A 16242-nucleotide genomic window follows, 5' to 3' on the forward strand; every position below is an offset into this window, starting at 1 on the left:
TGAATGCATCTGCGCAAGCGAGCGGTATTGATCCTCTACATCGTCTTTCTGATGGTGCCGATCTACTGGCTGATCAACATGTCGTTCAAGAGCAACACCGAGATATTGGGCGGCCTGACGCTTTGGCCTCGGGCGTTCACACTGGACAACTACCGCGTGATCTTCACCGACCGCAGCTGGTACAGCGGCTACATCAATTCGCTGTACTACGTTTGCCTGAACACGGTCATTTCACTCACCGTGGCGTTGCCGGCGGCCTATGCCTTTTCCCGCTTTCGTTTCCTCGGCGACAAACACCTGTTCTTCTGGCTGCTGACCAATCGCATGGCGCCGCCGGCGGTCTTTCTGCTGCCGTTCTTTCAGCTGTATTCGTCGATCGGGTTGTTCGATACGCATATTGCGGTGGCCCTGGCGCACTGTCTGTTCAACGTGCCGCTCGCGGTATGGATTCTCGAGGGCTTCATGTCGGGCGTGCCCAAAGAGATAGACGAAACCGCCTACATCGATGGCTACAGCTTTCCCAAATTCTTCGTGAAGATTTTCGTCCCGCTGATTGGCCCCGGCATCGGTGTGACGGCGTTCTTCTGCTTCATGTTTTCCTGGGTCGAACTGCTGCTGGCCCGCACGCTGACCTCGGTGGATGCCAAACCCATTGTCTCGGTGATGACGCGCACCGTCTCGGCTTCCGGTATCGACTGGGGCGTGCTGGCGGCTGCCGGGGTGCTGACGATCCTGCCGGGGATGCTGGTGATCTGGTTCGTCCGCAATCACGTCGCCAAGGGCTTCGCCCTCGGCAGGGTATAGGAGAGTCACGCATGAACTGGATGGCCTGGACCACGCCGACCGCCGTATTTTTTGCCGTGATCGGCCTGACCCTGACATTGATGAGCGTCTGGGAACTGAGGCGGCCTTGCGTTGCGCGCAAAGGTTTTCTGCCCATCGTTACCACGCGGGGCGATCGGTTGTTCATCGGGCTTCTGGGCAGCGCCTATTGGCATCTTCTGCTGATAGGGCTGACCGACTGGAGCATCTGGATAGCGTCCGCGCTATCTCTCGTCTGGTTGTTTGCAGTGATGCGCTGGGGTTGAGCCGCGCGGCCCATCCCTCCGAAAAACCCAAAGGAGGTGTTTATGTTCGAGAATAAAAACAACACCCGACATTGCATGGCGCTCGCGGCCCTGCTGACGTTGTCCGGTACTGCAGGTACGGCATGGGGCGATGCCCAGGAGGAGGCGGCGAAGAAATGGATCGAGTCGGAATTCAATCCCTCGACCCTGTCGCCCGAACAACAGATGGAAGAGCTGCGATGGTTTATCAAGGCCGCCGAGCCGTTCCGAGGAATGGAGATCAACGTCGCGTCGGAGACCATTACCACGCACGAATACGAGTCCAAGACCCTGGCGAAGGCGTTCAGTGAGATTACCGGGATCCGCCTGCGACACGACTTGATGCAGGAAGGCGATGTCGTGGAGAAGCTGCAGACGCAAATGCAGTCTGGTAAGAACATCTATGACGGCTATATCAACGATTCCGACCTGATCGGCACGCATTTTCGCTATGGAAAAGCAGTCGCCATCAGCGACATGATCGAAGGCGAAGCCAAGGATTACACCTCGCCGACCCTCGACCTCGACGACTTCATCGGTATCTCGTTCACCACCGGCCCGGACGGCAAGATCTACCAGCTGCCCGTTCAGCAATTCGCCAACCTTTATTGGTTTCGTGCCGACTGGTTCGAGCGGGACGATCTGAAAAAGCAATTCAAGGAGCGCTATGGCTACGAGCTCGGCGTGCCGGTGAACTGGTCCGCCTATGAAGACATCGCCGAATTCTTCAGCAAACACGTCAAAGAGATCGATGGGCAGCGCGTCTATGGCCACATGGACTATGGCAAGAAGGATCCGTCGCTGGGCTGGCGCTTCACCGATGCCTGGTTCTCCATGGCGGGCGCCGGTGATAAAGGGCTCCCGAACGGCTTGCCAGTGGACGAGTGGGGCATCCGTGTCGAGGATTGCCATCCGGTCGGCTCGAGCGTCGCTCGCGGCGGCGCCACCAACGGGCCGGCTGCGGTCTACGCGACGCAGAAATACGTCGACTGGATGCGCGAGTACGCACCGCCGGAAGCCCAGGGTATGACCTTCTCCGAGTCCGGACCGGTACCAGCACAAGGCAACATTGCGCAGCAGATATTCTGGTACACCGCCTTCACTGCGGACATGACCAAGCCCGGCCTGCCCGTGGTCAACGAAGATGGCACGCCAAAATGGCGGATGGCGCCATCGCCGAAGGGGCCTTACTGGGAAGAGGGGATGAAGCTCGGGTATCAGGATGCTGGCGCCTGGACCTTCCTTGAATCGACACCCGAAAAGCGTCGTTTGGCCGCATGGCTGTACGCGCAGTTCACCGTGTCGAAGACCGTGTCGCTGAAAAAGACCTTGGTCGGGCTGACGCCGATCCGGGAATCCGACATCAACTCCGACGCCATGACCGAAGCGGCACCCAAGCTGGGCGGCCTGGTGGAGTTCTACCGTAGCCCGGCACGCGTGCAGTGGACGCCAACCGGAACCAACGTACCGGATTACCCACGTCTGGCTCAGCTCTGGTGGCAATACATCGCCGAAGCTGCCAGCGGTGACAAGACGCCTCAGGAAGCGCTGGACGGCCTTGCCGAGGCACAGGACACCATGATGGCCCGGCTGGAACGTGCCAACGTACAGCCGAAGTGCGGGCCTAAGATGAACGAACCGCGCGACCCCGAATACTGGCTTAGCCAGCCTGGCTCGCCGAAACCCAAACTAGAAAATGAAAAGCCCCAGGGGCAGACCGTCAGTTATGAAGAGCTGATCAAATCCTGGAACCAGTAACGTTAAACCACCGATAGCGGTAGGAAGCGACAATCAAACGGCACCCGAGGGTGCCGTTTGAGCGGAGAGGTCGGGTCGCCCGTCTTGTGAAGACCGTCCTGCGATGACGGCTGCTCTGATGAGCTGGCGTGGGTTAGCCGTGCAAATGCTCCGCCGCATGCAGCGTGTTTTCCAGAAGGCAGGCGCGAGTCATGGGGCCAACTCCGCCGGGCACGGGTGTAATCCAGCTGGCACGCTGTACCGCCACGTCGAATTCGACATCCCCGACCAGCTTGCCGTCGGCCTGCCGATTGATGCCGACATCGATGACGATGGCGCCTTCCTTGATCCATTCGCCTTTTACCAAGCCGGTGATCCCCGTCGCGACCACGATCAGGTCGGCACGTTTGACGTGCTCGGCCAGGTCATGGGTGAAGCGGTGCGTGACGGTGGTCGTGCAGCCCGCGAGCAATAATTCCAGCGCCATGGGGCGACCGACGATGTTGGACGCGCCTACAACCACTGCGTTGAGGCCGTGCAGGTCGACACCGGTGCTCTCCAGCAACGCCATGATGCCCTTCGGTGTGCAGGGGCGGAGTAGGGGCATGCGCTGCGCGAGGCGGCCGATGTTATAGGGGTGGAAGCCATCCACATCCTTGTCAGGTCGAATGCGCTCGAGCAGCTGCGAAGCGTCCAGGTGCTTGGGCAACGGCAACTGCACGAGAATTCCGTCGATAAGCGGATCGTCATTGAGCTGATCGATAAGCTCCAGAAGTTCGCCCTGGCTGGTGGTCGCCGGCAGATCGTGGGCAGTGGACTTGAATCCCACTTCCTCGCAGTCCTTGCGCTTGTGCGCGACATATACCTGCGAGGCCGGGTCCGAACCCACGAGGATCACTGCCAGCCCCGGAACTCTGAGGCCCTGCTGGGAGCGCTCGGCCACTCGGCCGGCGATCTGCAGGCGGATATTGGCAGCAATCTGTTTACCGTCGATCAGTTTTGCGGTCATGACGCGTGATTAACCATCGAGAAGGATTGGAAAAGGACGCACATTCTCTCACGGTGACACCGTCCGGCAAAGGCGATGCGGTATTCCCTATCCGTAACTCCTTTACCTGCCTGAAATTTTTTCGGTTTAGCTGTTGACGGCCTGCGGACAGGCCATTAAGATTCGCCCCGCTTGTCGAGCACAGCTTGCTGCTGGGTAAGACGGCTTTTGGAGGTAAATTCTCCATTAGCCGGAGCTTGAAGTCTGCGCTCCGAATAGATTGCAGATAAAAGCGCCCGTAGCTCAGTTGGATAGAGCATCCGCCTTCTAAGCGGATGGTCGCAGGTTCGAGTCCTGCCGGGTGCGCCAGTTTCTGGGCTCTGGCACAAGCAATGCAATATGGTGGGCGTAGCTCAGTTGGTAGAGCACAGGATTGTGGCTCCTGCGGTCGTGGGTTCGAACCCCATCGTCCACCCCATATTCCGAAACGCCAGGCGTAGCCTGGCGTTTTTGTTTGAAAGACTGCGGACGTGGTGAAATTGGTAGACACACCAGATTTAGGTTCTGGCGCCGCAAGGTGTGAGAGTTCGAGTCTCTCCGTCCGCACCATCACATGATTTCGAGACCTCTCTGGAGGAATCGGAAATCCCTGAAAGCCCCGTAATAGGGGCTTTTTTGTGCCTGTTGATTATCAGCTTCTTTTAGTAGCTACCGTGCCAGCGCGGATCAGGGTGTACTAAAATGTGTCCCAAACGAATGTGACCGAGGTTTTTGGACACATGGCGCTTTCAGACACCCTGTGAGACAGGCAAAGCCGGTGCGCAAGGACTATACGATAGAGCCGGAGTCGACAAAGGGTTCGAATACCAAATTGGCAAGCTCACTCGCCCGCCGCTACCGCTATTGTGCCAAGGCGGGCGGGGCGCAAGTTGTGCATAGCCATTCACGCCGATGGCCGTATCGAGGTGTGCAAGGCTTTCCGGCATTTCAGCGATAGGTGCCCGTAATTCCTGGTCAGCCCAAGTGTCGTTGCGCACGGCGCAGAATACGGTAGCGCTGGCCACCTAGATACCTTGTCTCTGAGTCAACTGCCCGTGCTGAGTTGAACGATTGGCGGTGCCGCCGCGGTGATCCCGCTAAACGGCGCGCCCATGCTTCGATAAGCATCGCTCGTCTTCCCGGCATAGATATCCCTGGACGATTGCACAAGCGCAATTGCCTGGTCGAAGACATGCGCCCCTACTCCTGGGGGCGGCCCGTTTACCGCAGGTCGGCGGAGCTTGGAAGAGGCCGGTATCGATCGGTCTTGCAGAGGTTCACCGCACCGTTGGATGGCTTGCTGGCGTTATGGCTGTCAGGCAGCGGCCCGGACATCGCCGTCCGATGCGGATCAGGAGGCCCTGTCGTTACGAAACACATCGCACCGCTCGCGAGAGGATTCGTGCTGCGTCTGGTCTGCCGAAGCGTTATCGCTAATCACGTCAGGTCCCGTTGAAATGCAGTGCGCTGCTCGATGGGGTGGCTGTCATTGAATTTTCATTCATGAGGGTTCTCATGGGCGGTGTTTACATCATCCGATCCAGCCAGTAGCGAGTATTGCGCCCGGCCCACGTAAGCTCATGTAGTCACTGTACTTTTTCTGGTGCTTCGAGAAAGGAATAGACAATGACCGTCAAAGCGACTAGTAACGCAGGCGACAACCCCAGAACGGACTCGGATTCCACCAGAGCGTGGGAACAGGCGGCTGAGGGGGCCAAGGAAGCAGGCATAAATTGGGAGCGTCCAGCAGACGACAAACGCTCAGCACAAGAGATTATCGACGATACGCCGCTGCTGAAAAATCTGGGAAACCAGAGCGGCGTGAAGGACAAGTTGAAAGAGCGCGTCGGCGATTTCGAGAAGGATGCCGATGCGGCGTACCGGGCCGCGCAGGTCCTGGAGCATATCGAGAAGTTCGACGAAAGCGGCAACCGTATCGCCAGCAACGATGTGGATAACGGCAGAGTAGACGGGTTCACTAGCAGCGGCGAAGCGAGACATGCCACCGAAGCGGGTCGACTGCAGGACTTCGGAAAATATGGCTTCACCCACCTCAAGGGTGAGCTCAACGATGTCAGCACTGTTGGCGACGACACCGAAGCCCGAGAGCAGGCCGAGGCCGCCGGCATCCAATGGGAACGTCCAGACGGGGATGACCGCTCAGCGCAAGACATCATCGATGACAATCCCCTGCTCAAGAATCTAGGTAACCAGAGCGGCATCAAAGGCATGCTCAAAGAGCGGGTCGGCGATTTCGAAAACGATGCCGATGCCGCTTACCGAGCCGCTCAGGTACTGGAACATGTCGAGAAGCTTGATGGCGACGGTAACCGCATCATCAGCGGTGACATCGGCAACGGCAGCATCAATGGCTTCACCAAGAGCGGCGAGGCGAGGGCGAACACCGAGGCCGGACGTCTACAGGATTTTGGGAAGTATGGATTCTCTCACCTCAAGGGGGAGCTCAATCAGGTGTCCGCTGCAGCGGATGACAAACAATCACGCGAAATGGCCGAGAAGCTGGGTATCAAATGGGAACGTCCCGAAGGTGATGAGCGCTCTGCCCGGGACATCATCGACGACAGCCCGTTGCTGAAAAACCTTGGGAACCAGAGCGGTGTCAAAGACATGCTCAAGGAGCAGGTTGGCGACTTCGAGAAGGATGCCGATGCCGCTTACCGAGCGGCTCAGGTTCTCGAGCATATCGAGACGATGGACAGTTCAGGCCAGAAGATCGCGGGGAAAGATGTCGGCAATGGGAGTGTCGATGGCTTCACGAAGAGCGGCGAAGCGAAGAACGGCACGGAGGCCGGGCGTCTTCAGGACTTCGGCAAGTTCGGCTTCTCCCACCTCAAAGGCGAACTCAAGGACCCGGCGTCGGCCGCCAATGACAAGGACGCTCGCGAACAGGCGGAAAAGCTCGGCATCGTGTGGGAGCGACCCGACAGCGATGATCGCTCGGCACAAGACATCATCAATGGCGATCCACTGCTCAAGAATCTCGGGAACCAGAGCGGCATCAAGGACATGCTGAAAGACCAGGTCGGCGATTTCGAGACGGATGCCGACGCCGCGTTCAGGGCGTCGCAAGTACTCGAATTTATCGAAACACATGACAGTGACGGAAAGCTTTTGTCTGGAAGCGATGTGGGCAATGGCAGCATTGACGGCATCACCAAGGATGGCGAGGCGAGGAATGGCACCGAAGCAGGCCGCCTCCAGGACTTCGGTAAGTACGGTTTCTCAAGCCTCAAGGGACCTGAGGCTACCGAAGACAGCAAACTGGAGTTCGAACGCAAGAGCGCCGGTCTGCCTTTGGATTCCGAAACGGATGTGGCCAACCTGGAAACCACGACTGTCGATCCGAATGACAAGAACCGCAAATTGACCGTAGGCGAGCTGACCTGGCAGAACCTGATCAGCGAATGGAAGACCGGCATCGACAACGGCAGCATCGGCAAGGACGACGACCGCGCCAAGCTGTACAACGCGTTGCGCGCCCAGGCTGCCAGCGAGAATGGCCTGGACATGGTGACGCTGGACATGTCGATGGGTCAGAGCACGTCCAAGGTCAACGGCGAGGACTTCGCCTCGATCATCGATCGAGCCAAGGTTGATGAGCAAACGGCCGAGCTGTTCGGCTCCAGCATTGTGCAAAAAGATTTCCAGGCCCAACAGGGCAAGGCTCTTGACGCGCTGCCGGACAAAGACGCGGTACTCGACAAGCTTGAGAAGATGGCCTTCTCCGAGGAGTACTCGCGCTACATTGCCGATCTGAAGGAAGGCGGCAAGGCTGATCTGGCTGAAGCCGATATCGGCAAGACCTACGCATCGCTTGCTGCCTTCGATCCGGACAAGGCCGCACAGTTTTCGCAGCACATGATGATCGATGCAACGACCATGGACTTGGACAAGCTGCTCGCCGATCCCTCCGGAATCAATGACGAAAACACGGTGCTTGCGACCCAGGACACCATCAAGACGCTGCTGGCTGCATTAAAAAAAGGCGGCGTCGACATGACCCGCCGTACTGTGGAAACCGAGCGCTTCGTCCAGGAGTTTCTGGGCAACAAGCAGACCGCCAAAGCGTTCGGTGAGGCCCTGAAGGAGCTGGGCGCGACCTTTGCCAAAAACGGGACCGTGACCGCGGCCGATATCGATAAGGTCATGGGCAAGGACATCTACAAGACGTTGGGCGAGGGTGCCCACGGCAGCATGTTGAAGACCATCACCGAGCTCAATAGCAACGGCGTGCTCGGCTCGGCAGGCGGTCTGATTTCGCTGGCCTCTGGCATCTATCAGATCGCGGGCAAGGGCGGCACGCTGGCGGACACGCCAGAGGAGCGACTGGCCATCGCCAAGGACTTCGTCAGCGTGTTGGGCGCAGGGCAGCACTTCGTCAATCTGGGCAGCAATATCGTCGACAGCGTCCGTGGCACTCACGTCAATCAAATGTTGGGGCTCGACAAGTCCTTGCCGCAGATATTTGGAAAGGACGTGCCAGGCGGTGCCGGCCGGAACATGGGTCTGGTCGAAGGCGATTTGCATAAGATTCTCACGGACTTCAGCACCGCCGTTGATGCCGCACCCATCGAAGACAAGGACAAGCTGGCGAAGAAGCTTGATCTGACGCCCGATCAGTGGGATCAGCTTAACGCCGGCTTCCGCGACGGCTTCGCCAAGAACCCAGGACTCAACGGCAGCACGCCGACTACCCGGGGCGTTTCGGCCTTTCTTCGGGTAATGGACGCAGGGGCCAACACATTTACCGGTGTGGCCGACCTTGTGCTTGGGGGACTGAAGATCAAGTCAGGACTAGCCAGCAACGACAAGGTTGCAGTGGCGCAAGGGGCTATCACCGTGGCCGCGGGAGCATTCAACTTCGCCGGCGGTGGCGCACAGATGGCGGCGCTTCTGGGCTCCAATGCCGCCCGGGCCATTGCCGCACCGCTACTGTGGGTAGGCGCCGCACTGACCGTGGCGTTGACACCGTTCTTGATCGTCGAGGACATCAAGCACAACGATCGAATGGATGCCCATCGCGATGACCTGCAGCAATTGTTCGCTGACCTGGATGAGCAGGGCCTGTTGACCGAAGACGGGTTGCAGCGCTTCGAGTTTCTTGACCAGTACATGTACAGCTATGGCCAGCGTGACGCGCCGGACGACCAGAGCATCTTCGAGTACCGCGAAGAGGAGTACGAGTTCTTCGTTGAGGATGGAAATCTGCCATCGCCAGGCTTTGACTACATCACGCACGTGGACTACGACGGGGACGGAAGTAACTTGCAGACCCAGATGGATGAGGGAAGTACCGTAGCGAGTTGATCTATTTGTTCGGCTCGCTCGATCAAGGAAACCGAAGCACCAAGTTAGCCCGAGTGGCCCCTGGCCGTTCGGGCTTTTTTTGCACTGACGGCCGATTGCTCGCGTGCATGACGACGGTCGTCAGTTCTGGGAGGCGCTTGGCCAGAAGGGCCGTAAACGGCCCTACCGTCTGTCAGGTGCGTGTCAATAAACTGCTCTGCATCAAGCCTTTCGCCATATTCCCGTCACCTTTGGCCTTCATCCTGAAAATGCAACGGACAGCGCAGCCCAACGGGGTGCTTTGTTCGTAAGCAGTGTGCAGGTTGCAGCCGAGCAGTCGCGGTTTGCGCATGTCCTTCTATCCCTTCAAGGAGACATCGATATGAGTACTGTTGCCCCTTCCAGCACCACCAGCGCAGACGCCGCAATCGCCAAAATGGAAGCAGCGTTCGACGCCGCTATCGAAAAATCGGCCAAGATCACCGAGATCACCACCGAGAAGAAGACTGAGCTCGACGCCACCAAACAGCGTCCTCAGAACTGATTCGCGACCGGGCGGCGAACTGTCGTCGCCCGGCCGTTCAACATCGATTTTCTTCATCATGTGGCGAGTAGAACGTCCCATGAACACCGCTCCGGGGCTCGAATCCAATGACTGCCCAGACACTCACCACCCACTCGGCGCCGACGCCACCGCGATTCGTGGTCTCGGCCGGCGCGCATGCTGGTGCCTCATTTCTGCTTACCGATGAGCGCTGTCGGATCGGCAGCGATCTGACCTGCGATGTCGTGCTCAGTGACGCCGTGATCGCGCCCGAGCACTTCGCGCTGCAACTGGTCAAGCGCAAGGGGTTGCGCGTCGAAGCCGTTGGTGCCGATCTGCATGTCGACGGCACCAATGTCGCGCAGGGCTGCGGGTACCTTGGCCGGCTACCTGTCACGCTCAGGATCGGTGATGTGGAGATGCACATTTGCGCGGGTACCACTGGTGCGATCGCTACGCCGCTGCGGAGCTGGCTGGATCGTCGCGCTGCGGTGGTAGCCGGAAGTGTCGCGGGTCTCGGGTTGTGCCTGTTTCCGTTTCTGGCCATGAGTGGCGCTTCGTCGCGTGTAGAGCCAGAGCAGCCCGCCCAAACATCCATAAGCGTTGCCCCAACGTCTGCCGACCCTATCGAAGAACTGCGCGCCCGGTTGGCAGACGAGGATCTTCAAGCGCTACGCCTAGATGTTCAGGGCAGCTACCTGCAGGTGACCGGCGCGCTCGATGCCGACAGGATGCAACGGTGGCGCGATGTCCAGCGTTGGTTCGACCAAACCTACGGGCACAGCCACCTGCTGCACGGTGCGGTCAGCCCGGCCGCGCCGATCGAACCGCCTCGTGTGCGGGTGCAAGCGATCTGGACAGGGGAAAACCCCTACGTGATCGGCGAAAACGGACAACGCTTATACCCGGGTGCAGCAGTAGACGGTGGTTGGGTGCTGGCGAACATCGAAGCCGAGCGCCTGCTGCTGCGTCGCGATGGCGCTGAGTTCGTGCTGACCCTATGAGCCGACAAGCGCTAGACATCCACCGGAGCTCATGGCGGTGAGAATCGATCCCCATCGACTTGGTCGTTCAGCGGGCCCGGACGTGTCGGCAGCAACCACTGCCGATGCGGTGCGGCGTTTCAATCCGGTCGTCAACGGTACCGCTGGTGACACCTTCGAGCGCTTGCTGCGTACAAGGCGCGGTGCTCAGACTCGGTCCCTGATCAGCGCGCTGGAGCGGGCAACGATGCCCATCATTGACGATCCGGCGCTGCTCGGCGAAAGCCGTTCGCTGGAAGTTCTTCAGTACCTGCTGGACCAGGTGCTGCCATCGTTGGAAGGCGACGTTGAAACCTTGGAAACGCTCGAGTGCATGCTGCTGGAAGAGTGCGATCAGCAGATGGCGCTTCTCGAATGGTTATCGCCGGATCCGATTTCATGAGCATTCACCACCACGAGGCCGCGCAATGGCTACAAGTGCGTGGCGATCTGTACTCGCGCGCCGGGCAGCCCCAGCGCGGGCTGGCGATGCTATTGCTCGCCGTGCGCCTTGCCCCCACGCAGCCTTCCATTCTCCGGACGCTGATTGGTAGCTTCCTTGCTGCGGGTGATGGCCGCCGCGCGCTGCTAGCGATCGATCAGCTGGCCTTGCTCGAAGGCGAAAAGGCCGACCACCAGTTATTGCGCAGCCGGGCCTTATGGATACTCAACCGGCGTGACGATGCGCGCGGGTGTTTTCACCGTTATCTGGCCTGGAGAACCGAATGACCCTGGCTCCGCTGAATCGCCTGGCGCAACTGGCTGCTGGTCGCAGCGACGTGGTGATCGCCGCGTTCATGCTCCTCGCTGTGGCGATGATGATCATGCCGCTGCCGACCTGGCTGGTAGATCTGCTCATTGGCATCAACATCGCGTTCAGTCTGTTGATCCTGGTGGTTGCGTTTTACCTGACCCGAGCAGTGGATTTTTCCGCCTTGCCGCCAGTGATCCTGCTGAGCACCTTGTTTCGGTTAGCGTTGTCGATCACGACCACTCGCCTGATCCTGTTGGAAGGCGACGCTGGCGAGATCGTGCAAGCCTTTGGCGAATTCGTCATTGCCGGTGAAGTGCTGATCGGCCTTGTGGTGTTCCTGATCATCACGGTTGCGCAGTTTCTGGTGATTACCAAGGGTTCGGAACGCGTGGCCGAAGTAGCCGCCCGCTTTACGCTCGACGCGATGCCGGGCAAGCAGATGAGTATCGACAACGATCTGCGCAACGGCGACATCGATCAGCAGGAGGCGCGCACGCGGCGCTCCCGTCTGGAGCGCGAGAGCCAGCTCTACGGAGCGATGGACGGCGCGATGAAGTTCGTCAAAGGCGACGCGATCGCCGGCCTCGTGATCCTCTTCGTCAACCTGTTCGGCGGTTGGATGATCGGTATGCTCAAGCGTGGAATGCCGTTTGACGAGGCCCTTCATACCTATTCACTGCTGACTGTAGGTGATGGTCTGATCGCCCAGATTCCCGCGCTGTTGATTGCCGTTGCGGCGGGCACGGTAGTGACCCGCGTCGCGTCTGAAGACGAGCGCGACCTGGGTGCGGAAATCGTCGGTCAGTTGGGTGCCAACTCGCGGGCGCTGGGGCTGACGGCCGTCATTCTTGGCGGCATGGCGATCGTGCCGGGCTTCCCCGCACCTGTGTTTCTGGCCCTGTCTGCGATTCTTGGCGCCTTCGCCTACCGTCTGGCGCGTCGCGAGCGGCCAGTACAGGCGGCCGGTGCCGACCCGGTGCTCGAGAGCCTGATTGCGACGCCGCCGGCTGAGCCGCAGGTTGGACCGGCCTTGGTGGAAAGCGATGACCGGAACTGCCGCGTTACGCTGTGGCTGGGGTCTGCGCTGGAGCGTGATCTGGTCCTCGACGCTGTAAGAGCTCAGGCGGACGAAGCGCGCCAGCAGGTCATGGATGAACTGGGCATCGAGCTGCCGCGTGTCGGTGTGCGATGCGATCCGAGCGCAGCGCAGGGCCGCATCGGTGTCGATATCGATGGGGTGCCGATCGCCGAGGCGAGCGTCGCGCCGGGCTGTCTGCAGGTACTTGACGACACGGTGACGCTGTCACTGGCCGGCTTCGACGCACAGAGCCTGCCACCTTTGATCGGGCGGCGGGAAACTTTATGGGTCGAGCGAGGCGCACGCACTGCGCTGAATGAGGCAGGAGTGGCCTGTCGGGGAATCGACGAAGCGCTCGGGGCCTATCTGGCGCATACGCTACGGCGGTACGCCGCGGAGTTTCTCGGTATCCAGGAAACTCGCCAACTGCTGTCGCGAATGGAAGCTGAGTATCCTGAGCTGGTCAAGGAAGCCCAGCGCGTCGTGTCGTTGCAGCGCACCTCCGAAGTATTTCGGCGGCTGCTGGACGAAGGCACTGCACTGCGCAACTTGCGCGGCGTGCTCGAAGCGCTGGTGGAGTGGGGCGGGCGCGATCTGGAAATTCATGTGTTGAGCGAGCATGTCCGTGCGGCACTGTCGCGTCAGATCTGCCACCGCCACGCCGACGGCAACCGCGTCATCGCAGCCTTTACCCTCACCCGTCCGCTGGAAGAGGCGATCAGACAGGCGCTACGTCGTAGCGATCGCGCCCAGGCATTGCCCGAAGCCCTCTCTCGTGGCGTGTTGTCCCAGCTCCAGGGGCATTACGACGGACTGAGCGGCAACCTGGAACCGGTGCTGATGACCTCACCAGACCTGCGCCGCTATCTGCGCCAATTGGTTGTCCGGCAAGGGCTCGATATCGCCGTACTGAGCTTCCAGGACCTGACCCGCGAATTTTCCGTGCAGCCACTCGCGCCTGTGGAGCTGCCGCGGGGCTATAAACCGTCGCCAGAACGCGCCCCTGCGTCACTGGCAGCCTCTTGAGTCGGCAAGGAGCGCCCATGCCCGAACGTTTTCTGAACGCTATCCATTGGCTGACAGCGGCCATGTGCCGGCCGCTGTGCTGGCTGGTGCTCGCCTTGGGGCTATTGCCGGTCATGGCACAGGCCCGCCCGGTCACGATCGATCCGGGCAGTGCCCAGCAGATCGGCCTGACGCCGGGGGAAGGGCGGGTGCTGCGCTTTCCTGCGGCCGTTGAGTCACTGTTTGTCGCCGATCCGACGATCGCTGACGTACGCGTCGTCTCCGACGGCGTCGCTTATGTCTACGCCAAGGCGGTTGGCAATACCGATCTGATCGCTCTGGGGCCAGAACAACAAACACGCGGCACGGTCAGTCTGGGCGTTCGGCCCGACGGTGGTGGCAAGGTGCGTGTCGATCTTGCCGGGCGCCGCGCGTTCGCAACCGGAGAAGCGGATACGGTGCAGTCTGCGCTGGCTACCCAGGCTTCGTTGGACAGCCAGGCTATAGAAGGCCAACCGGCCGTCAATGCGACCACTTATGCCGGCTCGCCACAGGTCAACATCCGAGTTCGGTTCGCCGAGGTTTCACGTCAGCAACTGCTCAGTTATGGCGTTAACTGGAACGCCTTGGTCAACGCCGGCAACTTCTCCTTCGGCCTGGTGACCGGTGGCCCGTTGGCCAGCGCGGCAGCCAACGGGGCGACCAACCTGATCGGTGGCGGTTTCAGCTCCGGCAGCGGCAGTGTCGACGTGCTGCTCGACGCGCTGCAGAGTAACGGTATTCTCGAGATTCTTGCCGAGCCGAATATCACGGCCATGACCGGGCAGACTGCAAGCTTTCTGGCGGGCGGGGAGATCCCGGTGCCGGTCCCCGTCAGCAACGAGCTGGTGGGTATCGAATACAAACCTTATGGCGTCTCGCTGATGTTCACCCCGACGCTGCTACCCGGCGAGCGGATCGGTCTGCGGGTGCGACCTGAGGTCAGCAGCCTGGATGGCAGCAGCACGGTTGAAATCGCCGGGCTGACGCTGCCGACGTTCCGTATCCGCCGCGCCGATACGCGGGTAGAGGTAGGCAGCGGACAGACCTTTGCTATTGCCGGGCTGTTCCAACGCAATAACTCACAAGACATGGATAGCCTGCCATTGCTGGGAGATATGCCGGTTCTGGGCAGTTTGTTTCGCTCCCGGCGCTTTCAGCAGAACGAGACGGAGCTGGTCATCCTGATCACGCCGTATCTGGTCGAGCCGAGCGGCGAGCGCGACCTGGCGACGCCGCTGGACCCGGCGGGCACCAATCCCGCCTGGCAACTGGCTGGCGCGTCAGCGTTCACGCGTCGTACGGAGTTCGGCTTCCATGTTGAATGAGATCCGCTTTTTTTCTGCAACGGTCGTTTGGGTGGGGCTGGTTGCGATGCTTGGCGGCTGCGCCACTGAGCTGGACTCACCACACTATTCGGCAGGGTTCGATGTGGACCTGCCCGGCGACTCGCGGCCTTTTCCCGATGCTTGTCTGGCCATTGCTAATGGAACGAATTCGCCCCGCCTGCCGGTCGGTTGCGCCAATGCGCTCAATTTGCAGCGGATGGTCGAGCGGCCTGATGACCTGCGTCGCGGTCGCGATACTGGACCGTCCTTCGCGGCGCCAGTTGCCCAGGCCGCGGAGCGCTACTTGCGTGGCGATAACGAAGATGAGCGCGAGCGCAGCCGGCGTCTGGAGCAGGAGAGCAGCACAGGCGCACCCTGACAGGTCAGAGTTGGGTAGAGGTCAACAAGCCGACGGCACGCGCGCGGGCCGCGGGATCTTTGATAGAACGGATCGCCCGAGCTTGAGCGAGCAACTCGCCGCGCTCTGCCTTGGGTAAACCAGCCAGCGCATCAGCTGCAGATTGATCATCACCAAGCAGGGTCAATACCAGCATTTGCTGGCGCACGTGATGCGGTTCGGATAATGGGGATTCGGTAATCGCCGTAGCCTCTGCTCGTGCTCGCTGGGCTTGACCGTCAAGTGCGAATGCCAACGCCAGGTTGCTGCGAATGTCCAGGTCGCCGCCCGCATGCGCCAGTGCGGTTCCGTAGGCGGCTTGGGCTTCAGTGAACGCGCCGGACAGCACGTACGCGGTTCCGAGACGGTTATAAGCTACCGCCGTGTCGATCTGCGGCGCGGCGGCTTGGAGAGACCGTACGGCGCGCTCGATGCGACCCTGCTGCAGGTCCGCGGTGCCCAGCCCGAGTAGCGCCTGTGGGTCGTCCGGCTTGCGGGTCAATACCGCGCGAAACGCTTGTGCTGCCCCGCTTGCATCACCTGTAGCCAGCTTCGTATCGCCGAGTGCGAGCATGACCTCCGGTGCCTGGTCGCTCAGCTCGGCGGCTCGTTCATACAGCGCGACAGCCGAGGCTGGGTCCCCGCCACGTCGCACCTGTTCGGCCAGCGATAGGAGACGGTCGCGATCACTGACAGGGGGGGTGGGATTGCTGGCGCAGGCGCTTAGCGCCATGCAGACGAAGACAGCCGACAGGCGGGGGCGGACAAGCTCTGGCAACGGATAGCTCCTGCGTGGGTGCAGCAAGCGATTGGGCCAGAGCGGCATGACAATGCCATGACATCCTGCCGACGCCATCAGGGCCGCTGCAATCATGTTGTCATCTGGGGCCGCAATACT

At 60.4% G+C, this 16242-nt stretch carries 13 protein-coding genes and 3 tRNA genes; 14 read left to right on the forward strand and 2 right to left on the reverse strand.

Features of this window, described 5'->3' with window-relative positions; genetic code table 11:
- Window positions 1-3 precede the first annotated feature (3 nt).
- Genes NA645_RS10590 through NA645_RS10600 form a run of 3 tightly spaced genes read left to right on the forward strand, consistent with a single transcriptional unit; the run spans window position 4 to window position 2864 of the window.
- A complete protein-coding gene (locus tag NA645_RS10590) occupies window positions 4-804 on the forward strand; it encodes a carbohydrate ABC transporter permease (RefSeq protein ID WP_256048764.1) in 801 nt (266 codons plus the stop codon).
- A gap of 11 nt (window positions 805-815) precedes the next feature.
- Window positions 816-1088, forward strand: coding sequence for a DUF2160 domain-containing protein (locus NA645_RS10595; RefSeq protein ID WP_256048765.1), 273 nt, complete (start codon window positions 816-818; stop codon window positions 1086-1088).
- A gap of 42 nt (window positions 1089-1130) precedes the next feature.
- A complete protein-coding gene (locus tag NA645_RS10600; protein WP_256048766.1) occupies window positions 1131-2864 on the forward strand; it encodes an ABC transporter substrate-binding protein in 1734 nt (577 codons plus the stop codon).
- A 133-nt stretch (window positions 2865-2997) separates the two neighbouring features.
- On the opposite strand, the gene folD is transcribed toward NA645_RS10600, so the two are convergent.
- Window positions 2998-3852 (reverse strand): bifunctional methylenetetrahydrofolate dehydrogenase/methenyltetrahydrofolate cyclohydrolase FolD, encoded by an 855-nt coding sequence (gene folD / locus NA645_RS10605; protein ID WP_256048767.1) that lies wholly within the window; start codon window positions 3850-3852, stop codon window positions 2998-3000.
- Window positions 3853-4123: 271 nt separating this feature from the next.
- On the opposite strand from folD, the gene NA645_RS10610 reads away from it, so the two are divergent.
- The 11 genes from NA645_RS10610 (at window position 4124) to NA645_RS10660 (ending at window position 15326) form a co-directional block, all read left to right on the forward strand.
- Window positions 4124-4200: transfer RNA gene (locus NA645_RS10610), tRNA-Arg, on the forward strand.
- A 33-nt stretch (window positions 4201-4233) separates the two neighbouring features.
- Window positions 4234-4309, forward strand: a tRNA-His gene (locus NA645_RS10615).
- Window positions 4310-4355: 46 nt separating this feature from the next.
- Window positions 4356-4440 (forward strand) — tRNA-Leu (locus tag NA645_RS10620).
- A 1056-nt stretch (window positions 4441-5496) separates the two neighbouring features.
- Complete coding sequence (locus tag NA645_RS10625; RefSeq protein ID WP_256048768.1) at window positions 5497-9198, forward strand: hypothetical protein; 3702 nt, start codon at window positions 5497-5499, stop codon at window positions 9196-9198.
- 361 nt (window positions 9199-9559) lie between these two features.
- Entirely contained in the window at window positions 9560-9721 is a 162-nt protein-coding gene (locus NA645_RS10630; RefSeq protein ID WP_177330795.1) for a hypothetical protein, read from the forward strand.
- A 107-nt stretch (window positions 9722-9828) separates the two neighbouring features.
- Window positions 9829-10725, forward strand: coding sequence for a SctD/MshK family protein (locus NA645_RS10635; RefSeq protein ID WP_256048769.1), 897 nt, complete (start codon window positions 9829-9831; stop codon window positions 10723-10725).
- 37 nt (window positions 10726-10762) lie between these two features.
- Complete coding sequence (locus NA645_RS10640) at window positions 10763-11146, forward strand: hypothetical protein (protein ID WP_256048770.1); 384 nt, start codon at window positions 10763-10765, stop codon at window positions 11144-11146.
- Window positions 11143-11472 (forward strand): type III secretion protein, encoded by a 330-nt coding sequence (locus NA645_RS10645; RefSeq protein ID WP_256048771.1) that lies wholly within the window; start codon window positions 11143-11145, stop codon window positions 11470-11472. The genes NA645_RS10640 and NA645_RS10645 overlap by 4 nt, the downstream gene beginning before the upstream one ends.
- Window positions 11469-13601: a type III secretion system export apparatus subunit SctV gene (gene sctV, locus NA645_RS10650; protein WP_256048772.1), complete on the forward strand. Its 2133-nt coding sequence runs from the start codon at window positions 11469-11471 to the stop codon at window positions 13599-13601. Before NA645_RS10645 ends, sctV begins: the two co-directional genes overlap by 4 nt.
- 62 nt (window positions 13602-13663) lie before the next feature.
- Complete coding sequence (locus NA645_RS10655) at window positions 13664-14947, forward strand: type II and III secretion system protein family protein (protein ID WP_256048848.1); 1284 nt, start codon at window positions 13664-13666, stop codon at window positions 14945-14947.
- On the forward strand, window positions 14937-15326 hold the full coding sequence (locus NA645_RS10660; RefSeq protein ID WP_256048773.1) for a hypothetical protein: 390 nt from the start codon (window positions 14937-14939) through the stop codon (window positions 15324-15326). The genes NA645_RS10655 and NA645_RS10660 overlap by 11 nt, the downstream gene beginning before the upstream one ends.
- Before the next feature lie 4 nt (window positions 15327-15330).
- Here NA645_RS10660 and NA645_RS10665 read toward each other — a convergent pair whose 3' ends face one another.
- The gene (locus tag NA645_RS10665; RefSeq protein ID WP_256048774.1) at window positions 15331-16122 is read right to left on the reverse strand and encodes a tetratricopeptide repeat protein; all 792 of its coding nucleotides are present in this window, start codon (window positions 16120-16122) and stop codon (window positions 15331-15333) included.
- Between the last annotated feature and the right edge of the window lie 120 nt (window positions 16123-16242).

The organism is Stutzerimonas stutzeri, assembly GCF_024448955.1.
GTDB classification, from domain to species: Bacteria; Pseudomonadota; Gammaproteobacteria; order Pseudomonadales; family Pseudomonadaceae; genus Stutzerimonas; species Stutzerimonas stutzeri_AQ.